This is a genomic window from Maridesulfovibrio sp. (genome assembly GCF_963666665.1).
In the GTDB taxonomy this organism is placed as follows: domain Bacteria; phylum Desulfobacterota; class Desulfovibrionia; order Desulfovibrionales; family Desulfovibrionaceae; genus Maridesulfovibrio.
The window spans coordinates 2,476,601-2,501,988 of the sequence record NZ_OY762999.1; the positions used below are offsets into that span (position 1 = coordinate 2,476,601).

The 25,388-nt window shown below is 48.0% G+C and carries 24 protein-coding genes and 1 riboswitch; of the genes, 23 read left to right on the forward strand and 1 reads right to left on the reverse strand.

Annotated elements, in window-relative coordinates; translation table 11 throughout:
• The first annotated feature begins 93 nt into the window (after window positions 1-93).
• The 22 genes from ACKU40_RS11460 (at window position 94) to ACKU40_RS11565 (ending at window position 23,080) form a co-directional block, all read left to right on the forward strand.
• Entirely contained in the window at window positions 94-1,086 is a 993-nt protein-coding gene (locus tag ACKU40_RS11460; RefSeq protein ID WP_320172933.1) for an ABC transporter permease, read from the forward strand.
• Window positions 1,086-1,931: an ABC transporter permease gene (locus ACKU40_RS11465; protein ID WP_320172934.1), complete on the forward strand. Its 846-nt coding sequence runs from the start codon at window positions 1,086-1,088 to the stop codon at window positions 1,929-1,931. Before ACKU40_RS11460 ends, ACKU40_RS11465 begins: the two co-directional genes overlap by 1 nt.
• Before the next feature lie 11 nt (window positions 1,932-1,942).
• Window positions 1,943-3,502, forward strand: coding sequence for a DNA repair protein RecN (locus ACKU40_RS11470; RefSeq protein WP_320172935.1), 1,560 nt, complete (start codon window positions 1,943-1,945; stop codon window positions 3,500-3,502).
• A gap of 127 nt (window positions 3,503-3,629) precedes the next feature.
• Window positions 3,630-4,199: a TetR/AcrR family transcriptional regulator gene (locus ACKU40_RS11475; RefSeq protein WP_320172936.1), complete on the forward strand. Its 570-nt coding sequence runs from the start codon at window positions 3,630-3,632 to the stop codon at window positions 4,197-4,199.
• Between the two features lie 24 nt (window positions 4,200-4,223).
• Window positions 4,224-5,426: an HlyD family secretion protein gene (locus ACKU40_RS11480; protein ID WP_320172937.1), complete on the forward strand. Its 1,203-nt coding sequence runs from the start codon at window positions 4,224-4,226 to the stop codon at window positions 5,424-5,426.
• A gap of 2 nt (window positions 5,427-5,428) precedes the next feature.
• On the forward strand, window positions 5,429-7,000 hold the full coding sequence (locus tag ACKU40_RS11485) for a DHA2 family efflux MFS transporter permease subunit (RefSeq protein WP_320172938.1): 1,572 nt from the start codon (window positions 5,429-5,431) through the stop codon (window positions 6,998-7,000).
• Window positions 7,001-7,103: 103 nt separating this feature from the next.
• Window positions 7,104-7,204: riboswitch (SAM riboswitch) on the forward strand.
• Window positions 7,205-7,472: 268 nt separating this feature from the next.
• A complete protein-coding gene (locus ACKU40_RS11490) occupies window positions 7,473-7,745 on the forward strand; it encodes a hypothetical protein (protein ID WP_320172939.1) in 273 nt (90 codons plus the stop codon).
• Window positions 7,746-7,873: 128 nt separating this feature from the next.
• Entirely contained in the window at window positions 7,874-8,464 is a 591-nt protein-coding gene (locus ACKU40_RS11495; RefSeq protein WP_320172940.1) for a hypothetical protein, read from the forward strand.
• 14 nt (window positions 8,465-8,478) lie between these two features.
• Window positions 8,479-8,997, forward strand: a complete 519-nt coding sequence (locus tag ACKU40_RS11500; protein ID WP_320172941.1) for a nitroreductase — start codon at window positions 8,479-8,481, stop codon at window positions 8,995-8,997.
• The gene (locus ACKU40_RS11505) at window positions 8,997-9,623 is read left to right on the forward strand and encodes an MBL fold metallo-hydrolase (protein WP_320172942.1); all 627 of its coding nucleotides are present in this window, start codon (window positions 8,997-8,999) and stop codon (window positions 9,621-9,623) included. The genes ACKU40_RS11500 and ACKU40_RS11505 overlap by 1 nt, the downstream gene beginning before the upstream one ends.
• A 257-nt stretch (window positions 9,624-9,880) precedes the next feature.
• A complete protein-coding gene (locus tag ACKU40_RS11510) occupies window positions 9,881-10,486 on the forward strand; it encodes an NAD(P)H-dependent oxidoreductase (RefSeq protein WP_320172943.1) in 606 nt (201 codons plus the stop codon).
• Complete coding sequence (locus tag ACKU40_RS11515; RefSeq protein WP_320172944.1) at window positions 10,479-10,862, forward strand: response regulator; 384 nt, start codon at window positions 10,479-10,481, stop codon at window positions 10,860-10,862. The genes ACKU40_RS11510 and ACKU40_RS11515 overlap by 8 nt, the downstream gene beginning before the upstream one ends.
• Window positions 10,863-11,003: 141 nt before the next feature.
• Window positions 11,004-11,609: a ComF family protein gene (locus tag ACKU40_RS11520; protein ID WP_320172945.1), complete on the forward strand. Its 606-nt coding sequence runs from the start codon at window positions 11,004-11,006 to the stop codon at window positions 11,607-11,609.
• Between the two features lie 71 nt (window positions 11,610-11,680).
• A complete protein-coding gene (locus ACKU40_RS11525; RefSeq protein WP_320172946.1) occupies window positions 11,681-14,800 on the forward strand; it encodes a DUF5714 domain-containing protein in 3,120 nt (1,039 codons plus the stop codon).
• 69 nt (window positions 14,801-14,869) lie between these two features.
• Window positions 14,870-15,181 carry a 50S ribosomal protein L21 gene (gene rplU, locus ACKU40_RS11530; RefSeq protein ID WP_015850739.1) on the forward strand — a complete coding sequence of 104 codons (312 nt, stop codon included), beginning with the start codon at window positions 14,870-14,872 and terminating at the stop codon, window positions 15,179-15,181.
• A 33-nt stretch (window positions 15,182-15,214) separates the two neighbouring features.
• Complete coding sequence (gene rpmA / locus ACKU40_RS11535; RefSeq protein WP_320172947.1) at window positions 15,215-15,484, forward strand: 50S ribosomal protein L27; 270 nt, start codon at window positions 15,215-15,217, stop codon at window positions 15,482-15,484.
• A gap of 261 nt (window positions 15,485-15,745) precedes the next feature.
• Window positions 15,746-16,804 (forward strand): GTPase ObgE, encoded by a 1,059-nt coding sequence (gene obgE / locus ACKU40_RS11540; RefSeq protein WP_320172948.1) that lies wholly within the window; start codon window positions 15,746-15,748, stop codon window positions 16,802-16,804.
• Window positions 16,770-17,912 carry a glutamate 5-kinase gene (proB, locus tag ACKU40_RS11545; RefSeq protein WP_407944287.1) on the forward strand — a complete coding sequence of 381 codons (1,143 nt, stop codon included), beginning with the start codon at window positions 16,770-16,772 and terminating at the stop codon, window positions 17,910-17,912. The genes obgE and proB overlap by 35 nt, the downstream gene beginning before the upstream one ends.
• Before the next feature lie 244 nt (window positions 17,913-18,156).
• On the forward strand, window positions 18,157-19,458 hold the full coding sequence (locus ACKU40_RS11550; RefSeq protein WP_320172949.1) for a hypothetical protein: 1,302 nt from the start codon (window positions 18,157-18,159) through the stop codon (window positions 19,456-19,458).
• Between the two features lie 17 nt (window positions 19,459-19,475).
• Window positions 19,476-20,705 carry a hypothetical protein gene (locus ACKU40_RS11555; RefSeq protein ID WP_320172950.1) on the forward strand — a complete coding sequence of 410 codons (1,230 nt, stop codon included), beginning with the start codon at window positions 19,476-19,478 and terminating at the stop codon, window positions 20,703-20,705.
• 2 nt (window positions 20,706-20,707) lie between these two features.
• Window positions 20,708-21,850 (forward strand): hypothetical protein, encoded by a 1,143-nt coding sequence (locus tag ACKU40_RS11560; RefSeq protein ID WP_320172951.1) that lies wholly within the window; start codon window positions 20,708-20,710, stop codon window positions 21,848-21,850.
• A gap of 12 nt (window positions 21,851-21,862) precedes the next feature.
• A complete protein-coding gene (locus ACKU40_RS11565; protein WP_320172952.1) occupies window positions 21,863-23,080 on the forward strand; it encodes a hypothetical protein in 1,218 nt (405 codons plus the stop codon).
• On the opposite strand, the gene ACKU40_RS11570 is transcribed toward ACKU40_RS11565, so the two are convergent.
• Window positions 23,077-23,835: an ion channel gene (locus tag ACKU40_RS11570; RefSeq protein WP_320172953.1), complete on the reverse strand. Its 759-nt coding sequence runs from the start codon at window positions 23,833-23,835 to the stop codon at window positions 23,077-23,079. The genes ACKU40_RS11565 and ACKU40_RS11570 overlap by 4 nt on opposite strands.
• Before the next feature lie 141 nt (window positions 23,836-23,976).
• Between ACKU40_RS11570 and ACKU40_RS11575 the strand changes: the two genes are divergently transcribed.
• Entirely contained in the window at window positions 23,977-25,155 is a 1,179-nt protein-coding gene (locus tag ACKU40_RS11575) for an MFS transporter (RefSeq protein ID WP_320172954.1), read from the forward strand.
• Window positions 25,156-25,388 lie beyond the last annotated feature (233 nt).

The following is a 25,388-nucleotide window of genomic DNA, read 5'->3' on the forward strand; positions in this document are numbered from 1 at the left end:
TTTATAAACACAAACTATTGCCTCCGGCGTCGACTTGAAGTATCTTGCCTCCAGATTGACGCTGTCTAAACTGCTATTTTTACACGAGGTACCATGCTGGACATTGCCTTAAAAATTCTTTCAAAATTCGCTTGGGTTTCCGTTGTCTTTATCGGCATTACGGTAATCAGCTTCTGGGTTATTCACCTTGCTCCCGGTTCGCCCACTGACATGGAAACCACACTCAACCCGACAGCCACGGTTGAAACTCGCCTGAAACTGGAAAAACTGTACGGTCTGGATAAACCTATCCACGAACAATATATTAACTGGGTGGCCCGTCTGGCAAAATTCGATTTCGGATTATCCATGTCCGGTGACCGGCGTCCGGTATGGGACCGCATTAAGGAACGTTTGCCGCTTACCTTCGGTATGAACATGGCTTCGCTTTTCCTTACACTTATAATTGCCGTACCCATAGGAATGTATTCGGCATGGCGGCAGGACGGCTGGTTTGACCGGGGGATGACCGTACTGGTCTTTATCGGCTTCGCTGTGCCGGGATTCTGGCTTGCGCTGCTGCTTATGCTCTGGCTGGGTATTTACTACCCCATATTTCCCATATCCGGTCTGACCTCCCTTGATTTTAAACTGCTCTCCCCGTGGGGCAAAATGCTCGATCTGGCCCACCATCTGGCCCTGCCGATCTTTATTTATACCTTCGGCAGTCTCGCCGGGATGTCCAGATTCATGCGTTCTTCCATGCTGGAAGTGCTGCGGCAGGATTACATCACTACCGCCAAAGCCAAAGGTCTGCCCATGCGCAAGGTGCTTTTCAAGCACGCCCTGCGCAACGGCCTTCTCCCGGTGATTACCATCCTCGGCCTGTCCATTCCCGGACTGATCGGCGGCAGCGTTATCATTGAATCCATCTTCGCCCTGCCCGGACTGGGACAGCTTTTCTACGGTGCGGTCATGGCCCGCGACTATTCGCTGATCATGGGCTCACTGGTGCTCGGCGCCATGCTGACCTTAGCCGGTAACCTGCTGGCAGATATGGCCTACGGACTTGCCGATCCGCGTATTCGTGCAGGAGGGCAGGACTGATGGCTAATAAAAAACCGCTTACCCCTCCCTCAAAACTGCAAAGATACGGTTTGCTGTATCTCGGTCTTTTCCTTGTGGGAACGGTATCGCTGGCGGCTATTTTTGCCCCCTTACTTACCCCGTATGATCCCAATGCCCTGAATGTTGACCATCTGCTGCAAGGGCCCAGCGCTACTCATTTATTCGGTACCGATGCACTGGGCCGTGATGTTTTTACTCGCATGCTCTACGGCGGGCGGGTTTCACTTTGGGTCGGCTTTGTTGCGGTTGGAATTTCCACAGCCATCGGGCTGGCACTGGGCCTCGCTGCCGGATATTTCGGAGGACTGGTGGATGAAATAATTATGCGCGGGGTGGATGTAATGCTCTGCTTCCCGTCATTTTTCCTGATTCTCGCGGTCATCGCATTTCTGGAACCGGGACTCACCAACATCATGATCGTCATCGGCTTCACCTCGTGGATGGGTGTGGCAAGATTGGTGCGTGCGGAAACCCTCTCCCTGCGTAAACGTGATTTCGTGCAAGCCTCACGCTTGGCAGGCGCAGGACCGATCCGCATCATGCTGACCCACATTCTGCCCAACGCCATTACCCCGGTGCTGGTATCAGCGACCCTTGGTGTAGCCGGAGCAATCCTTGTGGAATCATCACTCAGCTTCCTCGGACTCGGAGTTCAACCTCCTGATCCTTCATGGGGCAACCTGCTCATGGACGGAAAGGAAGTGCTAGAAATAGCTCCATGGCTGTCAATATTTCCCGGCATGGCAATCCTGCTGACCGTACTCGGCTACAACCTGCTCGGCGAAGCCCTGCGCGATATCCTCGACCCCAGACTCAAACAATAACGGTAAAAACAATGCTGGAACTGCTCAGAATACGCGACCTCGCACTTATCGAAGATGCTGAAATTGAGTTCTCTGCGGGCATGAACGTGCTAACCGGGGAAACCGGAGCCGGTAAATCCTTCATCCTGCGAGCCATTGACTTCCTGACCGGACAAAAAATGCGTCCTGATATGGTCCGTCCCGGTAAGGAACAGGCTTTTGTTGAAGCGCTGTTCATCCATTCCGATGGATCGGAATCCATTGTCCGCCGGGTACTATCAGCTGATACAGGCCGCAGCAGAGTCTATGTGAATGACAAGCTCAGCTCCCAGAACACAATCCGTGAAATGGGCGCGTCCATGATTCTGCACACCAGCCAGCACGCCCAGCAGAAGCTTCTCCAGCCGGCCTACCAATGCCGCATGCTGGATACCTTTCTTGCCGATACAACACTCCCGGAAAAGAAAGATGGAATCCTGACCTCTCTGCGGGCTTTGCTGACCAAAAAGGAAGAGCTGAAAACTCGTTCTGCATCCCTGCTGGAAAAAAAAGATTTCCTCGAATTCCAACGGACTGAGATTGAAAAAGTATCCCCATACCCCGGCGAGGAAGATGAGCTGCTGGAAAAGAAAAACGCCTTGCGGGCGCAGGAAGATGCGGGAAAATGCATCGACACCGCCATGGATATTATGCGCGGACAGCTTGATGTTTCCGGTGGAGTTTCCGCTCTCGGCTCTGAAATGGAACGAATCTGCGAACTTTTCCCGGATTACGAACAGGATCGCGAAACAGTTGTCGAATTTAAGCATTTCTTGGATGAACTGGTCGGAAAACTGCGTACTCAGCCCCTTGATTTCGATTCCGAAGACAACATCGACGACATTGAAGCCCGACTTTACGAGCTTTCCAAACTTAAACGCAAACTAGGCCGTACTCTTGATGAGATCGTAGACCTGAAAAATGAAATTCAAGAGAACCTCGACTTTTTGGATTCCTGCTCACTTGAGCTGGCCCAGCTGGAAAAACAAGAAAAAGAGCTAGTTGAAAAACTTTCCAAAGCGCTGGACAAACTGTCTGCAGCTCGTGAAATTGCAGCGAAAAAGCTTACTGACCGCGTAGTTGCAGAGCTGAAAGGACTCGGCTTTTCCGAGCACGTGCAGGTCAAATTTGAATTCCAACCCCACGAGCTTTATCCGGGGCTCAATGAAATGCGTGGCCGTCTGATGTGGATTCCCAACCCCGGTCAGGCCCCCCAGCCGCTGGACAAAATCGCATCCGGCGGAGAGCTTTCCCGTTTCCTGCTCGCAATTACCGGATTACAGGGTGAATCAGAAAAACCGACCCTTATCTTTGACGAAGTTGACTCCGGCATCGGCGGGCATACCCTGAATCGCGTTGGTGAAAAAATGCAGGAACTTGCCGACCGCCAGCAACTCATCGTCATCACCCACTGGCCACAACTTGCTGCATTAGCCGAACGTCACTTCCTGATCCACAAGGGAGTTGTTAATAAAGAAACTTTCACCACCTGCCGCCAACTGAATAGTTCGGAAGTCGAAGCTGAATTGTCTAGGATGGCTGGGAAGGAGTAAGTCAGAACTCCGAGTCAGTCTTTGACACTTTTTTCAGCCGGCTTTAAATCAACAAAACATAAAACTGACTGGTCAGTTCTGAAGAGGATTACAATTCACTTCAGAAAACTGTTGTGAGCTCGAAAACATGAAAGAATATTCCGAAAAAGAAACCCGTATCTTGGACACAGCTGCGGAGATGTTCGCAAATCAGGCTTTTCATAAGGTTCTGTTGAGTGATGTCGCTCATGCCGCAAGAGTAGGAAAGGGAACCCTTTATCTTTACTTCAAGAATAAAGACGACCTTTACTTTGCAGTTCTTTTCAGGGGATTTTCAATTCTGGTTGATACGTTAAGACAACATATCAATCAGAAAAATATTTCGCCTACGGAAAAAATGGAAGGCATCATTAGAGAGATGTCCACTTACATGTTTATGAAAGCTACCAATGCACATTTGCTGAGCAGAGTTATGCATTTTCCTGAAGGCGGGGAATGGCAGGACAAGAGAACAGAATTATGGGGCTTGATCCAAGAGGTCATTGAGGAAGGGGTTGAAACAGGAGAATTCGAAGATTCCTGTCCCAGATTTACTTCTCAATACATCCCGAGTTTTGTCCGTTCCATCTCCATATTTCCCCCTGAAGGTCTGAACCATGAAGAATTCTGCGCACACGCATGCAATTTTGTATTTAAAGCCCTCAAGCCAGACCGTTAAAGCCATATTTATCAGGTAAAAATTATGAATAAAGAGTCCCACCCGAAACAAGAAATTCAGACTAAAAACAAAATCCCGGCCAAAAAACTTAAAATCACAATTCTCTCCTGCATATTTGTACTGATTCTTGGAGTTGCAGTAGCATTCCCTTTTTATGAACACGCAATAAATCATGAATCAACGGATGATGCGTTCATTGAGGCGCATGTAGTCTCAATCAGCCCAAGGGTTCCCGGACATGTTTCGAAAGTCTTTGTTTCAGACAACCAAAAAGTCGAAGAAGGACAACTTCTCGCTGAAATCGATCTCAGAAATTATCAGGTTGCACTGGAAATTGCCGAAGCACGTAAGGATTCTGCAACTGCAGCGGTAAAGGAAGCAGAGGCTCTGGTAGTGGCTGCCCAAAAGAAACTGTCTCAAAAGCAGGCTGAATTATCATCCCAGACAGCTGTGCTTTCAAGATACAGGGCACAGGTAAGCGAAGCCGAAGCGGGTCATTTCCGCGATGCAAATGACCTTAACCGTATCAGCCGTATTGCCAAGGCCGGAGCAGTCAGCATTCAGGAATTTGACCATGCAAAAGCTCAGGAAAAAATGGCCCGTGCTAACTTGAGATCCGCTAAATCAAATATCAATACGCAAAATGCCAAGATACTTGAAGCACAGGCAGGCATAGAAGCCGCAGCCGGTAAGCTCCAGCAGGCTTTCGCTCAAACAGATATGCGCAAGGCCAAACTTGAAGAAGCCGAAGCACAAGTAAGACAGGCCCAGTTGAATCTATCCTACACCCGCATTACTGCCCCCTGCTCCGGGTACGTCACCAAGAAAACAGTTGAATCCGGTAACTATATCATGGCCGGACAAAAATTGCTCAATATTGTCAGCCCCGAAGTTTGGATTATTGCAAATTTCAAAGAAACCCAAATAAAAAATATGCGCGAAGGACAGCATGTTGATATTGATGTTGATTCATTCCCCGGAATTGAGTTCAGCGGACATGTGGACTCAATCCAGCACGGAACAGGATCAAGATTTACATTGCTGCCTCCGGAGAATGCCGCCGGAAACTTTATTAAAGTAGTCCAGCGCGTTCCGGTAAAAATCGTTTTCGACGATCCTGCTTCAATTTATACACTCGCCCCCGGCATGTCGGTAATTCCCAGTGTTGATATATCTTCCAAGACAGGAGAACCGCAGCAGGTTGCTTCCTCCGAAGGACGGAAATAAAATTGTCCAGCTTCAAATCTCCGGAAGAAACATCCCCGGCTGAGCGCTGGACCATAGCTATCACCGTAATGCTTGGAGCTTTTATCGCGGTGATGGATACCAGCGTGGTCAATGTTTCCATGTCCCATATGATGGGCAGTTTCGGAGCCAGCGTTTCATCAATTACCTGGGTTGCAACCAGCTACAGCATCGCGGAAATCATCATGGTCACCATGGCCGGATGGTGGAGTTCCCTGCTGGGACGGCGGAATTTCTACCTGCTTTCAATGCTTCTCTTTACACTTGGTTCCATTTTCTGCGGCATTGCCACCAGTTTCGAAGAAATGATCATTTACCGCATTATTCAGGGGATCGGAGGAGGAGCACTTATTCCCATCTCGCAAGCCATATTGCGTGAAACTTTCCCCCTTGAGGAACAGGGAATGGCCATGTCCATTTACGGCATGGGGGTAGTACTGGCCCCGGCAATGGGACCTATTTTGGGTGGCATACTTACGGACCAGTGGGGCTGGCCATGGATTTTTTACATCAATATTCCCGTATGCATAGGAACACTTTTCTTGACGGCTAAATTTGTTCATGACCCGCCTTATCTGCGTAGAGGCATCCAATCCATCGACTGGCTCGGCATAGGGTTGCTTACCGTCTTTCTAACCGGAATGCAGATTGTGCTGGAACGGGGACAGGAAGAACAATGGTTTGAATCCGAATTCATAACCATAATGAGTATTGCCACAGTCCTTTCCTTTCTGGTCATGATCTTCTGGGAATTGCGCTGCAAAGATCCGGTGGTCAACCTGCGCATTCTTAAAGACAAGAACCTTACATTAGGTTCTCTCATGGGAATGATCTTCGGCATATCTCTTTTCGGGACAACATTTGTGCTGCCGCAGTTTACCCAGCAACTGCTTGGCTACCCTGCATTTGAATCCGGACTGGCTCTCGCTCCCAGAGCCATTACTTTGATGCTGTTCATGCCGGTTGCGGGGATACTTTACCAAAAGGTCGGCCCCAAAGCGCTCGTTTTTTCAGGCATAGTAATCATCCTGTACTCATACTATGACCTCATGCAGCTGAACACCCAAGCAGGAATGGACGATATGGTCTGGCCCCTGCTTATCATGGGCATAGGCATGCCTTTCATGTTCATCCCGCTCAGTGCTGTTTCCTTGTGCACAATGGAAAAAGCCCACATTACCGATGCTTCGAGCATATACACACTCGGCAGGCGTATCGGTGGAAACATAGGTTATGCTCTGGTAGCTGTTCTTCTGGACAGGAAGATTCAGATTCACACTTCATTCCTGATGGAAAACGTCAGTGACGGACGGCATGTATCTCAAGACTTCCTTACAGAAACAACACGGCTTATCCACGAACTCGGAGTAAACTCAGTCGCAGCATCACAATATACTCTCGGTTTGTTAAACCAGATTGTGGTCAAACAGGCGAAGATGCTCGCCTACAATGACATATCATTTATTTTCGGCTGCTTATTCTTATTACTGGTACCCCTTATTTTTATTATGCCCAGTAAATCGGCCATTCTGGCTTTGAATAAAAAAGGCAAATAAATCCGACAGAAGACAACAATATCACCCATTCCCCAAAAAAGTTATTGACGGACTACCATCCCGTGAATATCTTGTTGCTACGTTCTTTGAAGCGAAAAATATTTACTCATGTAGAGGATGCGAGGGAAATCGGCCCGTTGACCATCCGGCAACCTGCTTCCGCAGCAAGGTGCCAATGCCTTCCCGTTACGGGACCCATGAGAGGGATTAAGACACTAAAATTTCTTAAAGGCATTTCCGATTGGAGATGCCTTTTTTCGTTTCTGGATACTCGGCATTCAAATTTTGATCAGCCAGGGAATCCGGTGGGAGGATTTATGGATACTTGCGCTCCCACCTAAAAAAACAGATGCCGCTAAAATGCCCGGATGAGGAAAGTTTTGCTCGGCACAAATAGTGCTAGCAAAACATCAGGCGTCAAATGCTTCAGGGCATTCTTTTGGAAGCAGGACGCAAACATGGAGACAAACCAATGACCGACATCGTAAAAAAAGCCACCGGCAATTTCCACTCCGGAACAATCTGCTTCTTCTGCAGGGATAACGAAAGTGAGCCTTTCCCGGCTGATTATACCGATCCCCTCACATTGCTTGGCGATATCAGTGAGCTTCATCTGGGCAAAATCCAGAAAGAAGAACTGCGTAAGATCCTTGCCCGTGAAATCGAAGAAGACGGAGCAGAATCCGTATGGAAAAACCGTACTTACCGTAAGAACATCATCCTGTCCTTCGGCAAGCTGGTCTAACCTCCACGGCTCCAGCCGAAAGTGACCTCAAAGCCCTCCCGGATCAATCCGGGAGGGCTTTTTTCTATCCTTGCAATTCACACCGTGTACGATTAAATAAAGGCAACATCACAATCCGGGAGAAAACCATGAACATCAAAGGCTTCTTGAAAACCGCAGTACTGCCCGCAGCCCTGCTGGCTATGACAGTCACATCCGCTGCAGCTGATGAAAAGATTTTTACTGTCATCAACCATACAGACTCCATTATCAGAGTCTGGGGAAAGTCCAACGATTACAAATTCGGGCGCATCAACCCCAAGACCATTGCCGACTGTACCTGCAACTCTCTTTATAATAAAGACTGCTTTGACAAAAAAGGCGACAAAGCCAAAATCAAGCTGGCCCTTGAAGACAAAAACGGCAAGGATTTATACTCCGGCGACACCTGCACCAAACTTTATGTTGATCCCGGCACATATATTGATGTTACTTACGATACAGATGGGAGGCACATTCGCTGCGCCATCATTGATAAGTATGAAATAAGACAGCCCATTCCTTCATTTGCCGAAGCTGATCTCAACAAGGACGGTAAAATTGATGAGCAGGAAGCTGAAGCTATCCATCTGAAAGCTAACATGAAAGATTTCGACGATGACCTGAACCGGGAACTGAACCCCAAGGAATTCGACCGGGCTATCGACAAGGTCAATATTTTCCGCGGCGTACCCTTCTAAACACAGGAGTAATCATGGTTAAAACCAATCCTGTCCTAGAAGCTATTTATACTCGCCGTTCTATCAGGAAGTTTACTGCTGAGCCAGTCTCAAAAGATGACCTGACAGCTATTCTCGAAGCCGGACGCTGGACACCCAGCGGGCTGAACAATCAGCCATACCGTTTTCTGGTCATCCATGATGATGACGCACGAATCGAATCTCTCGCTGAATGCACCAAGTACGGTCATATCGTCAAAGCCGCAAAAGTACTGCTCTGCGTATTTCTCGATAAACAGGCCATGTACAGCGAAATGAAAGATCATCAGGGTGCCGGAGCATGCACGCAAAACATAATGCTGGCCGCCCATTCACTTGGGCTGGGAACAGTCTGGCTCGGCGAAATCATAAACCAGCAGGAGCAAGTATTGGAAGTGCTGAACCTTCCTGCCGAACGCTATGAACTGCAGGTTGTAATTGCCCTCGGTCACCCGGACCAGCTGGGCAGCTCAAAACGAAACGAACTCTCAGAATATATGTTGGAGGATTTTTAATGGAAATCAAGATTTTTCCCCTCGGCCCCCTTGAAACTAACTGCTTTGTTATCGTCAATGAAAACAAGGCACTGGTTATTGATCCGGGCGGAGACCCGACCCCGGTACTTTCCTACCTGAAAAAAAACGGAGTAGAGCTGGAGCGCATCCTGAACACACATCTCCACTTTGACCACATCCTCGGCGACCGCGCATTGGCCGATGCAACCGGAAAAACCATTTATGCCTCCAACGATGACCTCGTTCTCATGGATACACAGGTTGGACGCGGCGGTCTGATGGGCATCCCGGAAGTTCCGCACTTTGAAAGTGAACACATAGGCGAAGGCGAAACCGAGCTGATCGGATTGGAATGTAAAATATACTCTACTCCCGGGCACACTCCGGGCAGCCTGACCTTCCATTTCCCGGCCCTGAAATCGGCAATCGTAGGAGACCTCATTTTCCGCCGCTCCATCGGCAGGACAGATTTCCCTTACGGAGACACTGAACAACTGCTGAATTCAGTTAAAGAAAAGATATTCACCCTTCCGGCTGAAACAGAACTCTTCGCCGGACATGGACCGTCTACCAGTGTTGGCGACGAAATGAATCACAACCCCTATTTCAGCGGGGTCCAGATCTAAGCGGAGGACAAAATGAGCGAGAAAAAGATCGTTGATGTCCGCAACAAATGCTGAGGCGTAGGACTGGAGGTAGGTTGGTACCTCCGTTTTGCGCGGACCGATGAAATAACCGCCCTTGTGGATAAAGGAACTGTTGAGCAGCTTTACCATCAACTGGAAATCCTGCCCGAATGGACCCTTGAAACATTTGAAGAGGAAGATCACGTTCGCGCGGTTTTCCATAGCAAAATACCACGGGGCAAAAATAACGATTAACTATGAAACAACTACCGGTATTATTCAAATGCAGCCATCACAGAAAAGGTAACAGCGACCTCGCTGCAGACCTTTTCCTTGAAGGAATCCTATCAGCAGGCGGTGACGCTGAAATCATCACACTCGGCGATATGGATTTCGAACATTGCATCGGCTGCCTGAAATGCCGCACAGCAGCGGACAACCGCTGTATATTCGCAGACAAAGACGGGGCGCAGGAATTGTACGATAAAATAATTTCCGCCCCTTTCACTTTCTTTGCCTCTCCTATATACTTTTACCATTTGCCTTCACGGTTAAAGACCTTCATAGACCGGGGTCAGTGGGCCTTTGAAGCTGCCACCGGCAACTCTCCGGTAATGAACGGACTGCAAAAACGTCCTGCATATGCATGTCTTCTGGCAGGAAGGCCCAAAGGTGAAAAACTGTTTGAGGGCGCGGAACTTTCGCTCAAGTTCTTCCTCAGATTCTTCAAAGCAGAACTCCAACCTGCTGTAGTCTTTAAGGGGATCGACGAACCGCAGGACTTGAGCATTGATGCTGAAAAGTGCGCGCTCATCTCTCAATACGGAAAAGAAGCATGGCAGAGGATTTTGGGTAATGTCTGATTTTTCCTTTCCCGATTTACGCATTCTGGTAGCTGAAGATTCAGCTCCGGTCCGGCTGGTGCTAAAGACCTATCTTGGCAAGCTGGGTATTAGGCCACGCTTTGCCGTAGACGGACGCGAAGCTTTGTCATTGCTGACAGAAAACCGCTTTGATATGGTTTTTATGGACGTTCATATGCCTGAAATAGATGGTCCCGAAGTCGTTGCCGAAATACGTAAAAGAGGAATGACAATTCCAGTAATCGCCATGACCACCGGAGACAATCCGAATCTGCTGACCCGCTGCATCGAATGCGGCTATAACAGCATCCTGCTCAAGCCCATCATGAAAGAGGACGTATTTCGTAAAGTTAAAGAATTTCTTCCGACAGCCTAAGCAATGTTCGCCAAACTTATACGATACTTGTTACCTTTTAGCGCGCTGGAAAGCCTTAAAAAGTCCTTTTCAGAAAGACGCTGTCCGGCCTGCCTGCTGCCCCATACAGACAAAGGGGTATGCAAAGCATGTCTCACCTCCTTGGACGCAAGACCGGATAACATCTGCATGGTCTGCGGCAATGAAAACAATTCCCCTGATGCGGACAAACTGCCCTGCATCAGCTGCCAAACTGTCCCACGCAACTTCAGCAGACTTTATTTTTACGGCATACACAAAGGACTGCTGCGGGAAATGCTCCTGGACTGGAAATTCAATAATCAATACGGATACAATACAGTCTTCGGGCAATTCATTGCTTCTTTATGTACAGATTTACCGAAAGCCAGCCACCCGGACCTGATAATTCCTGTTCCCCTGCACTCTTCAAGACTGCGTGAACGCGGTTTCAACCAATCCATGATTCTTGCCCGTTTTGCTTCTTCCACACTCAACGCAAAACTATCCGGACAAGCCCTGACCAGGGCACGGAAAACAATTCCTCAAACAAAGCTCAGCGGCGCTGAACGTCGTACCAATCTACACACAGCATTTATTGCCTCCCCATCCATTGTAGCCGGCAAACAGATTTTACTCATAGATGATGTATACACTACAGGCTCAACTGTGGATGAATGCGCCCGAACACTTCTTGAAGCCGGGGCCGTCCGCATAGAAGTGATGACCCTTTCCCGGGCCTTGATCTAAGCCCCAGATATAGGTAAAATTTGTTTTTCACCTAAAATTTTCCAAATACATACTTTTCAAGGAGATAGGATTTGTCCTTTAATATCGCTGAATGGACCCGTATTATTCACAACGAAACTCCTATATATATCAGACCCGATTCACCGGATTGGTTTGTTCCCACCCCAAAAGGCGACGCACTGCTCTGCAGTCTGCTGAAGAATAAAAAACCTGAATTTTCCCCTCTGGAACAATCAGAGAACCTTTCAATAGACGACAAACGGTTCCTGATGCGTCTGCCGGACAGCAATGAAACTGTTTATCCCGGAAGATACGAACTGCTGAAAACAGACACCCTGCGTGAACTCTGGTTCCATATCACCGACAATTGCAACATGTCCTGCTCCCATTGCCTCTTTTCCTCTTCCCCGCTGGCTAAGCGGGAACTTGCCACAGAACGGGTGCTGGAACTGACCGCGCAGGCAAAAGCATTAGGCTGTAAAATGTTCGCTCTCACCGGAGGGGAACCGTTGGTCCACAAAGGACTTGATAAAATCCTGACCAGCATGCTGGAAATCGAATCCAGCCACGTAGCAGTACTCACCAACGGGTTGGCAGTGGAAAAATTCTTCTCCAGACACAGTTATGATTTCAGCCGCCTCCACTTGCAAATCAGTGTAGACGGCATCGGTAAAACCCACGACAAATTGCGCGGCGAAGGAATGTTCGCCGCACTTGAAAAATCCCTGAAATGGCTTTCCGCTGCAGGAATCCCTTTTACCCTGTCCATGTGCGTAACCAAAGACAATGTGCATGAGATGAAAGATGTCGTAGATTTTGCTGCTAAAACCGGAGCCTCCAACGTCCACTTCATGTGGTATTTTGTACGCGGCCGTGGTGAATCCGAACAATTTGTCGAGCCGGATGTAATTTACACCCACCTGCTGAAGGCATGGGAAACCGGGGAGCGAACAGGGGTAACCATAGATAATATTGAAGCAGTCAAAAGTATGATTTTCGCTCCCTGCGGGACCATACATGACGGATCTACAGCCGGGTGGGAATCCCTTGCTATAGGACCGGACGAAAAGATTTACCCGTCAGCAGCCACCGTTGATATTGATGCTCTATCAACCTGTATTAATGGCAATTTAGAGCAAGCATGGAAGCAAAGTTACATCCTTGAAGAGCTGCGCAAAAGCAGTGGGAAAAATATTGAGTCACCCTTTAAATTAATTCTTGGGGGCGGAGATACCGACCACAGCTACATGCACAAGGAAAGTTTCATCGGCGATGACCCTTACAGTGTCCTCTACGAAAAACTGGCTCTTGAGCTGATATCCCGCAAGGCGGCTGAATCGCAACAGCATGACAGCCCGCAACTGCTGCTCAAAATGGGTGATAAGCTGGACCGCTGTTCCGGGCACGGCGCAGTAGCCCTGACCCACACGAACTGCCTTCTGGCTGTAGCCGGAAACAACAGTCTTGCTGTAGTGAAAGACTTCTACACTGAAGCAGCCGACACAGCTAAGGAAGACATTCTCAATCCGGCCTGCTACGATCCGGCGCTCATGGCCCATATCCCAGAGCAATACCGTTTCCGGGGTTACGGCTGTGGTTCTCCGGTCATGGATGCCGGAATTTCAGAAGGCGAACATGTGGTAGACCTTGGCAGCGGACGTGGAATTGAATGTTTCATCGCTGCCAAGCAGTTGGGACCGAACGGCAAGGTCACCGGCATAGACATGCTTGACCCCATGCTGAATCATGCCCGCAAGGGACAGGCTGCAGTGGCAGAATCCATGGGCTACGACAACATGGATTTCCGCAAAGGTTACCTCGAAACCCTGCCCCTCAAAGACGACTGTGCCGATCTGCTGCTCTCCAACTGCGTGCTCAATCTTTCCACCGACAAACGACGCACTTTTTCCGAGATGTTCAGGGTACTCAAGCCCGGAGGCAGACTGACCATCTCTGACGTTGTCTGCGAAACTGAACCGGGACCGGAAATCCGCAATGATGACACCCTACACGGTGAATGTATTGCCGGAGCGCAGACCCAGAAGAACCTTTGCGGGCTTCTGGAAGAAGCAGGATTTGAATCACTCATAATGATCAAACGCTTTCCCTATCGCACAGTAGGCGGACACCAATTCTTTTCACTGACCTTCTCGGCCCGCAAGCCGCTCAAGGGTGAAATGGTCAAAACCGTCTACCGTGGACCGCTGAAAACCGCCATCACCGCCAGCGGCGCCATCCTGACTCCCGGTAGCGTGATTGACATCCCTGAACAGGAAGCAAACCTGCTCGGAGAGCAATTATTCATAATAAATAATGAAGGCTCCGTGGATAATATTTTCATCGGTGAATCATGCTGCTGCCCTACTCCGGATTCTTTTGACAAGCCGGAAACTGAACCCAAGAAAGACACCAACCACTCCAACTTTTCCCTGAAAAGCATGGAAGGTTGCATGGTCTGCGGAGCAGAGCTTGAATACCTGACCGAATACCGCAAAATAACCTGCTCTTTCTGCGGCGAAGAACACGAAGCCAACGGGCACTGTACCAGCGGTCACTTTGTCTGTGATAAATGCCACACCGAAGACGGCATGGAAGTTCTGCCCCATCTGCTGAAGTCCAGCACGGAGACGGATATGATCCAACTGCTCAAGAAAGCACGCAATCATCCGGCCATTCCCATGCACGGACCTGAGCATCATGCCCTTGTACCCGGTGTGATTACAGCTGCTTACAGAAATTGCGGCGGGGGTATTGACGACAGGGTCATAGATACGGCAATATCACGCGGCGCAAAAGTCGCAGGAGGCTTCTGCGGATTCATGGGAGTCTGCGGAGCAGCCATCGGCGTAGGTGTGGCCATGAGTGCAATTCTGGAAGCAACCCCGTTAACAGCGTCTGAACGCTCCATTGCCCAGAAAGGGACCCTCGCAGCCCTTAAATTAATTGCAGACATTGAAGCCGCCCGTTGTTGCCAGCGTGACTGCTGGCTGGCCCTGAAAGCCGCCTCACAGGTATCTGAAGAGGTTCTTGGCTTGCGGTTGCGGGCTGATGCGCATATACTGTGTGATCAAATGAAAAACAATAAAGAGTGCATGGGACGAAATTGCCCGGTAATAAGAAACAGTAAGGGCGATCATCCTCCCGTGATGCAACTTCTGGGGTCGATAGCAGATTCTGAAAAAAAAGTTTAAAAGCTACTTGACTTTTCAACCTAGATACGAATATCTTCCCCTCTCTTACGTGACGGAGGTAAGTTAAAAATGTATGCAATAATTGAGACTGGCGGCAAGCAGTTCCGCGTTGAAGAAGGTCTGGAACTCAATGTCCAGAAAATGGACGCTGAAGCAGGCACAAAAGTCGATCTGGATAAAATTCTTCTTATCGGTCAGGGCGAAGACGTTAAAATCGGCGCTCCTTATGTTGAAGGTGCGAAGGTTTCCTGCACTGTTGTAGAACACGGTCGTGATAAAAAGATCGTTGTTTTCAAGAAAAGACGCAGGAAAGACTCTCAGACCAAACAGGGTCATCGTCAGGACTACACCAGAATCAAAGTGGAAGCCATTCAGGCTTAAGCTTGACGACAGAACCTACTAAGGAGGCTAATAATGGCTCATAAGAAAGCGGGCGGTAGCTCGAAGAACGGTCGCGATAGTAATGCCCAAAGACGTGGTGTGAAACGTTTCGGTGGTCAGGAAGTACTGGCTGGCAACATTCTTGTTCGCCAGGTTGGTAGCAAAGTCCACGCTGGTAAAAACGTTGGCACCGGCAAAGACTACACCTTGTTTGCACTGGTTGACGGTGTTGTGCAGTACGAAAAGTACGTGCGCAAAAACCGCGTAAAAACCAGAGTACACATCGTACCTGCAGAAGCCTAGACATCAGGCGAAAGCTTTTTTCAGGCAGGGGTCGCATTACTTAATGCGTCCCCTGCCTTTTCGTGTTTGGATCTTTGAAATATTCAAGGCCAAACAAGTTAAGGCTTTTCAAAAACACAAAACGGGAGGTACACTCTCCTCCCACGCTAATTTAGCGATCACACCCAATGACCGACCCTCAAGGATTCCAAAGGTAATTATTCCCTTTGGCCGCCGGAGGCGAAATCACCTATAAAAGCGCACAGCGCATCAATTAATCCTATGAAATTTATAGATGAAGCAACAATTACGGTTCGTTCCGGCAAGGGCGGCAACGGATGCGTGGCATTCCGCAGGGAAAGATTTATACCCAAAGGCGGCCCCAGTGGCGGCGACGGCGGCAAAGGCGGAGATCTTATTCTGCGCGGAAACTCCCAGCTGCTGACCCTTTATGACTTCAGGCTCAAGCGTGTTTACGAAGCAAAGAACGGTGAGCCCGGACAGGGCCGCGACAAATACGGTAAAGGAGCCGATGATTTGATCGTCGATCTCCCGCTCGGAACACTGGTATACGAAGTGAACACCGAAGACGGCAGCGAAAAGCTTGTCGCCGACCTTACTCAGGAAGGCAGTGAAATAGTTATCTGCAAGGGCGGTGACGGAGGGCGTGGAAACATCCACTTCAAATCCTCCACCAACCAGACCCCGCGTCAGGCAGAAGAAGGATTCCCCGGAGAAGAAAAACGCATCCGCCTGCAGCTCAAAATCATTGCGGACGTAGGTCTGCTCGGTCTGCCAAACGCAGGTAAATCCACCTTTATTTCCAAAATTTCCGCTGCGAAGCCCAAAATCGCAGCCTATCCCTTCACCACTCTCGTGCCCAACCTCGGCGTGGTGGATGATGATATGGGCAGCAAGCTGGTCATCGCCGATATTCCCGGCCTGATTGAAGGAGCCAGCGAAGGACATGGACTTGGTCACCGCTTCCTCAAACACGTGGAACGCACCAGATTCCTTGTCCATATTCTCAGTGCAGAAGATCTGAGTCTTGAAGATCCCTTTGAAGGGTTCAGCATGCTTGACGAAGAACTGCGCATCTTTGATGAAGAAATGGCCAATAAAACCCAGCTGAGGGTCATCAACAAAATCGACCTTCTCTCCGAGGAAGACCTTGAAGCAATCAAGGCCAAGGCCGAAGAAGCAGGGATAAAAATTTACTTCATATCCGCACTTCACAGTGACGGAGTTCAGGAACTCCTCAGTGACATGTGGGACAGATTCAAGGCAATGAATCAAGAGGAAGAAAATGACCAGGATGAGCAACAGGATTCAGACTCTTAAGGAAGCTAAACGCATTGTTGTAAAAATCGGCAGCGCGGTACTGACTACGGCTGAGGGCATCAACCTCGGCCTGATCTGCCGCCTTGCCGATCAGCTGGCGACCCTGCACGAACGCGGGGTCGACATAGTCCTCGTCTCGTCCGGTGCGGTTGCCGCCGGACGAAAATCCATCCCGTCCGGCGCAAAGCTGGATGACCTGCCTGCGCGTCAGGCAGCATCGGCCATTGGTCAGTCACGGCTCATGCATGAGTATGACGAGACTTTCCGCCGCTTCGGTCTGGTTACTTCTCAGGTCCTGCTTACCCGCGACGACCTCAAACACCGCGACCGTTTCCTGAATGCCCGCAACACCCTTTCAAGACTCCTTGAATGGCGGGTAATCCCCATCATCAACGAAAACGACACAGTCGCAGTTCAGGAACTGGAATTCGGTGATAACGACACCCTCGCCAGCCTGATCTTAAACGTTGTTGAAGCAGACCTTTTCATCAACCTCACTTCAGCTGACGGTGTTTTCGATAAAAACCCGGATAAGAACCCCGATGCCAAGCCGCTGACCTGCATTGAGAACATTCACGACCTCGACCTTGACGCCATGTGCGACGGCAAGACTGCCGTTGGGTCCGGGGGCATGTTCTCCAAGATGCGTGCTGCCAACCGTGCAGCCCAGCTCGGTGTGCCGACCCTGATCCTTGCGGGCAAGGACCGTATGATCATTGAGCGCATATTTAACGGAGAAGAACGCGGCACATGGATTGTACCTGACGAGAAATCTGTTTCCCGCCGCAAATACTGGCTGGCTTACCATTGCGACCCTGCAGGTGATCTGATCATTGACGAAGGAGCGCAGAAGGCACTGCTTTCCGGAGGAAAGAGTCTGCTGCCCGCAGGTATTGTCGAAGTGGATGGTAAATTCAAGGCCGGGGAGCTTGTTCGTGTGGTTAACAAGGAAGGCAAATCGCTTGCTGTCGGATTATCCTGTTATAATTCTACAGACATGATCAAAATTATGGGCTGCAAGTCCTGTGATATCGAGACGATTCTCGGTAAATGCCCCTACCCGGAGGCTATCCACCGGGATAATTTACTCTTAGACGCTGCTCTTTAAGAATGCCTCCTGCGGCTTAAACCCTTTCATTAAGGCTTCGCCGCCAACGCACTAGATTTATCTATATTCATTTAATAGGACAGGCTTAACCGCCTGTCCTATTTTTTTATTCGATAATTGTGCCATGAATGGATCAATTATTTCCATCTATATTTTTATCATATAAATATAAAGTTTTCTCAAGAACAACCGATTATTCGCTTTATACAAGACCCGCTTTTAACCTAATTCCAGAGGCTTGGAAATGCGTATCGGCTCAACTCTTGGCAGCAATGCATACAATACTGACCCCAGTTCATATCTGGAGGGATTCAGCAGCACTATGCGTGCGCGCCAAGCTAAGAGAGACGCACTAAATAACTTCAACCAAGCCATTGATGATAAGAAGAGCTTCAGCACCTCTGCGACCAACCGTGCCCCGGAACAAGCCCATCCTAAACAAGCTTTACCTTTTGACCCTGAAGCTGCCATCCAAAAGGTGGTCAAAGATAATGCCGAGTATCTGGATTATAAAATCAGCCAGATTTTTGAGGAAGACAAGTCCAAGCTCCTCTCCGGCAAATCAGACGCTGAATATAATAAAAATCTGGAAGAACTGACCCGTGCCGTTGAAGGTCAAGACTTCGATAACGCCAAGAAAATACTCAAAGAATTCTACAATGGCGATTCTGATCAGGTCATCAGCAAAATAGAAGAAACCCTGACCAAGGTTGAAGACAAATTCTGGGGAGACATGAAAAAAGTCCTCGGTCAGATGGGACAGGCTCAAGGGCTTACCATTACCGATGGAATACAGGAAGAGAAATGGATTTCCGGCTATGATCTGGTGGACAGAGCAATTGAAAATGCCAAGCAGAAAACCGGTTCTCTTGCCGATATGGATTTTTCTGAACTGATTGACGAAGTCCGTGCGGACGCAGTGGATTATGCTGCCCGCAAAATCCGTGAAGCCGGTAATGAAGCCTCTGAAGACTCCGCAAAAAAACAAGCCCAAAATGCTGTTCAATCCGCTTCCCTGTACACCAAACATACTCTCTTCGGGGGAGATGGAGTTGCCGACAAACTTGCGGATCAGGAACTGAACATGACTTCCCGTATTGAAGAGCAAAAAGGGAATTCAGGCTCAATGCGCATTATGCGCTACATGACCATTGAGGATCTGAAAGAAAGCTCTCCTGAGCAGGCAATCACAGATGAGCAACTGAGCAGAAGTGCCGGATTAGGCATCACATCTAAGAGTAAAATCGCCCACCAATTAAACAAGATGGGTGTAACGGTTGTCGAGGAACTCAAAGATCTTGCCTCCAAGGCAAGACGAGACGGCCCTTCCGTTCAAGTTGAAGAACTATCCGGCACAGAAGAACAGCCCTTTGAAATGAATAAACCCGCTGATTTTGTGGGCAATGAAGACTGGCGTTCATTCCGTGAAGATCTATCCGCAGTATATGCAACAGCAACCGGGAAATACGCTGCTCGATACAAGAAAATTTACAAATCAATGATGAAAAACAGTTCATCATCTTCATCCTTTAACTTCCGGGTCTAGAATAAGAGGTAATCACAATGCGTATCTCATCATTCGGACAAGTACCTTCCGCTTTCGACCTCAAAGCAATTGCCGATGATTTCAAAAAGAAAAATGCGGATAAAATTGCTGATGAAAAGAAGAAAATTGAAGAGGAAATCAAAACCCGAAAAGATATTCCGCAAACCGACCTCGGTTTTACAATTGAAATGGCCATAAACGATTCCTGCAAATTTCTGCATGAAGGATTATCCAAAATATTCATAGGTGGAGAATCCACACTGGCTGGCAGGACTAGTAAAGAATACGACAAGCACATCGAAAAGCTATCCGAAGCAATACAACAGCAGGACTACAAAAAAGCAGAAAAGCTCATAGACAAGTTCTTCGGCGGAAGCACCGATAAGATCGTTGGTAAAATTAAAATGCTGGCCGAAGCAACTGAAGACAAATTCTGGAACACATTACAAGAAGGGATTGAAGCTTTGCCGGGAGGAGGTTCTCAGTATAATTTCAGATACGATGGTAAGACATATGAAAAAATTACCATGAAAGAGATGACCGTGTTGGCTTTGAGGCTCTCTAGAGAAGAGGTTGACCCTTTTTCAAATCAGGATTTTTCAGGCATTACCGATTCCATCCGCAAAGCAGCAGTTGATAATGCCAAAGTAAAACTGGAACATGCCGGACGTAACAAATACTCTGAGGATGCAGTAAGTGTCATAGCTTCAGCTGCGGAATTTTCCCGTAACAAAATTTTTAATACTAACGATACCGTCATCAAGGAAGACGAAGAACAATTAGCCGACATTTATGCGCTTGAACCCGGCGAGGAGCTAAGTCAGGAACAACTCGAGAGACTTAAACACCGTAACACGCGTAAGACAGACAATTTTTACGATTACGCAGAGGAACGAGTTGAGCGTTTCCAGTCAATATACGTGAGCCTGAAAAGAACTGCTATGCTGGTTAAAAAAGGTGAAGAAGAGCAGGAAACACAGGGTGAAACATCTGGACTGATAACAGAAGACGGAGCCTTAGGGCAGCAGACAGCTGAGTCAGCGCAGACATCACTTACGGCTCCAACGCAACCATTGGTCAAAGCGCAACAAGACCAAATACAGTTACAAAATGATATCAGCAACGAGCTCCTGCATGAGCAGTCAAAAAAGAACAATGCTTATAAAACCGATGCGATAGACAAATACAAGACCCAGCAGACCAAATGGGAAGAATATTTATCCGGTTCAATTCAGGAGGATAAATAATCATGCGCATACAAGGTTTCAATCAATCCAGCCAGATGCAGGCCGGTTCTTTCAAGTTCAGTAAGAGAGGTCAGGAACAGTTAAACACTCCAGAAGAGATTACCGCCGACCTCGAAAAAAACGGCCTGAGGATGTCACAGAATAACGTCAAATTCCAGCTTGAAAAAGCAATGAACCAATCCTCCAAATTTATCCATAAAGAATTAGGCAAAATATTTGATAATGGAGAGCAATTGCTGGCCGGAAGAAATACCGCTGAATACCAGAAACATATTGATGAGCTGAGCAAAGCCATTCAGGGACAGGATTTTAAGACCGCTGAAAAGTTGATCGACAAATTTTATAATGGAGACACTGAAACTATTATCAACCGCGTTCAGAACCTTGCCAAGGCTGCAGAGAACAACTTCTGGCAGACTATGGAAGATTCGTTTGGATATCTGAAAAATGACGGCCTTAAGTGGACCATGTTTGTAGACGGGAAACTGCGTGACGACCTCGGAACATTCGACCTCGCCATGATGGCCATTGAAGAAGCACGAAACGAAGTCGAAAAATTCTCGTCCGAAGAACTTGGCGATATAGTTAAAGCCACCCGTGATGGAGCTGTTGCCTACGCCAAAGGCAAGCTAAAAGATGCAGGACAGAACCAGTATTCTGAAACTGCATACAGCGTAACCAACGCAGCAACTACATACGCAAAAGGTAAGATTTTCAACACCGATGACTCTAATTATGAAGAAGATGAAACCAAACTTAAAGATATTAACGAGCTTCGCAGTGACCAAAATATTACGGAAGAGCAACTGGATAGACTAACCCATCAAAACACCCGCAAAGGCGACAGATTCACAGAATATATGCGCGGCCGCGCCGACTCTTTCGAAGAAAAATTCTATGATCTGCAACTTTCCGGCACTCCCAGAACTGTAAAGCAGGCAACGAATCAGGTCCAAAATGACCCCGCATCCGCCAATCAAAATCATCACTTCTTAGCCATAGTTAATAAGCCGCTGCTACGCCCAATTGAGGACAGTATATCCGAATCTTCCCAGCTACAGCAGCAGAATGATTTAGCTAAAATCGCAAAATATACAGCATTCTCCACTGAAGACCTCCTTTCTTCAATCGACTGGAAAATCTAATCGAGGAACACCATGCAAATCAATTCCACCGCCCAAAGTTCAGTTGGTTCTTTTAACTTTCGCACTCAGCAGGAAGAAGCCACTTCACGCAAAGTAGAAAACGAGGATGCCAAAACCTCAACCGCCAAGTCAGTTAACGGCAAGGAAGAACTGACTGTAATCAACCCGGTTGCATGGGAAAAGATCGAATTTGAAATTGCCATGCTCGTTGATCACAAATCAAATGAGCTTCAAGAAGGGCTAGAAAAAATTTTCGAGGAGGGTAACGAGAACTTCCTTTCCGGCAAATCAGGACTTGAATACGACAAACACATCAAGGAACTGGCCGCAGCAATCGATGGACAGGATTCCGCAGGGGCCAGAAAGATAATTGACAAGTTTTTCACGGGTGACAAAAGCGCAGTTATTGAAAGGGTTCAAAGTCTTGCTAATTCAGTCAAAGATAGCTTTTGGAATAAAGTCCGCGACCAATTCAAAAACATGTATGTTGCCGAACACCGCACCACATACAAAAAAGGCGAAGAGCCTGAAAGTGCCTTGCCATACGTGCAACGAGCCATTGAGCGAGCCAAGGCCGCATCTGCAGAATTCGACATCAGCGACAAAGATATTGCGGATAGGGTAAGCTCTACCATCGATACAGGGACAGAGCAGGCAAAGGGCAAACTCAAAAACGCTGGGCGTAACCGCTACTCCGAAAGTTCAGAAAGTGTTACCCACAAAACTGCCCAGTATGCCCGGAACAATATTTTCGGAGGAGATGAAAATTCAAGAGCAGAGGATATAATCAACAAAAGTATGGCCTACGAAAGAATAAACTCTGAATTTAGCTCTCTCTCACAAGAAGCAGTGAACAAACTGAATGACGCCAACAAAAGTAAAAGAGACGATTTTTCCAAATATCTGTTTAAAGGTGGAGAAGCCTATTTTGAAGCATTACAGTCAGAACTTGGACCATTGAAACTTTGCGGTAAATCATACACCACAGTTGAAGAGGAACAGACTTACCAGGAACACCTCAAATCAAGACAAAATAAGCCTGTAAAGCCGCCCAAAATAGAGCGAGACCTCATCAGTGATATCCCCATGACCCTTGCTCTTCAGGACAGCACAACAAAACAAGCCCTCTACTCCCCGGTAAAGGTAACCGAGCTTTACGGCAACGAACAAAAGGAACAATTCGGCAATATCAAGAAAGGACAGTTAAGCGATTTCAGCGGCTGGACCTAAGGCCGATCTATTTCGTCAGGCCCTTGCTGTTCTCTGCCGGAATGTCCTAAATTTTGCTGAGAAAGGAAGGCGCCGAGAATTCCGGCAATAAATACCGCCAAGTACATCTGCCCGAAAAGGCCCTGCAGAATAGTAAGTGAACGGGCCATAAACGATACCGGAAGGATATCACCATATCCCACGGTGAGCATGGTTACGTAGCTGAAGTAGGTTAAGGCCCCCCGGATGGCAAATACATTATCTCTGAGCTCAATTCCTGAGAAAGAACCGGTTCGGAAGATCTCGCACAGGCTGTAGGCATCGGACCAAGCCAGACCAGCCAGCATATAGATGCAGATTGCACCGGAAATTAAGTCGCGGGTAACCCTTTTCTGCCGCCACATGAAATTCTGAATACCCCAAATGGCAATCAGCAGCATGAGCATATCGACAGCCTCGCTTCCTGCCAGCCACAGCATGGAACGAGTCCTAAAAAACAGGATAGAACTGACCAGCGAAATTCCATAAAGTCCGAAATAAAAATATAGTTGTTTTTTATTAACAACAATTGCTGAAACAGCAGATAGCAGCACCAGATAAGTATAAAAATAAAGGACCTGCTGCAGGAACAAAGAGTTACCGGCAATGGGGCTGATGAATATCTGGCCTACCAAAAAGCCAAGCAGGACCGTGAATTTAGACGGGCTGTTTTTAAAAAAATGATAAAGCCTGAACATAAACGGGCTGTATTTGAATTCATGATTTGATAAGGACATAAGGCATCATTACCTCACAACAATATGTAATTCCATATTTTTGTAGCGAGTAAACGGTTTTGAGCTTTCCCCGGCGGTTGCTAAGAGTCCCGATTGAGAGTAGCTTTCTTTGTTCACATCACTCCAAAGGACTATTCGCTGATGGAAGCTTTATATAAAAACAAGAACTTACAGATAGTTTTCGCTGTCACTCTCATGGCTATCATGGGCGTTTCAAGCATTATCCCGGCCCTGCCGGAAATGATCCGGGAATTCGGTATCTCTGCATCAACAATCGGGCTGATCTTTACCATCTTTACCCTTCCCGGAATCCTCTTCGCTCCCTTGGCCGGTATCTTTGCCGACCGACTGGGCCGCAAGAAAATACTCGTTCCCTCACTGATAATCTTCGGACTTGCAGGTACAGCCTGCTTTTTTACCAAAGACTTCCACTCCCTGCTTCTGGTCCGCTTTATTCAAGGAATCGGAGCAGCGTCAATCGGGGTCATCAACCTGACCATCATCGGCGATCTTTTCAGTGGCAAGGATAGAATCAAGGCTATGGGGCTCAATGCCGGAGTCCTGAGTATGGGAACTGCGATTTTCCCGGCCATTGGCGGGATACTGGCTCAAATCAGCTGGGAGGCACCTTTCCTGCTCTCACTCGTAGCTCTGCCGCTGGCATGGGTTGTTGCTTTCAAGCTGGATAACCCGGAACCCTCATCAAGTGACAACTTTAAAAGGTACATGAAAGCAGCCTTCGCAGGTATGCGCAGCAAAGAGGTTTTAAGCCTTTTCGCCATTTCACTGCTGACTTTCATCATTCTCTACGGCCCGATTGTCACTTATCTGCCCCTGCTGCTCAATTCACGCTTTCATGCATCACCACTCATGATCGGGCTGGTAATTTCCAGTGCTTCATTCATCACTGCACTGGCTGCATCACAAATGGGAAGACTGTCATATTTCATGTCCCAACCGCTGATGATATCCCTTTCCGCATTTGCATACGGTGCGGCAATGATCATGCTTCCTGCTGCAGATTCGGCTTTGTGGTGCATTCTACCGGTCTGTATGTTCGGGCTGGGGCAGGGGCTGAATATGCCCAACTCCATGTCCATGCTCACGGCAATAGCTCCCATGGAACAACGGGCAGTATTTATGTCCGTAAACGGAATGCTGCTACGGGCGGGCCAGACAATAGCCCCGATCCTGATGGGTCTGGTCTATTCCGGATTCAGCCTGCAGGCAGTCTTCTATGCCGGAGCAGTGGTTGCAGCAGCGATACTGGTTATTTCAACTGTGTTTTTGCGCGGATTTGAAGCGGAAACTGCGCAATAGCACTATGACAAGTGCAATAATTGACTGAAGAGTAATTTTTGTTCATTTTCGGATTTCTTGAATCAGGGATCAATTTAAAAAGGGACTGTCCGAAAAAATGAAAGTTGGATTTATTGCCTTCATGGAGCACATCTTCAATCCGCTCCACATATATTGCAGACTTGTAGATTGCGGCCTTTCTTCAACCAAAGCGAGAAAGGTGGCCCGAACCTACGAGATGTGCCTATTCAAGC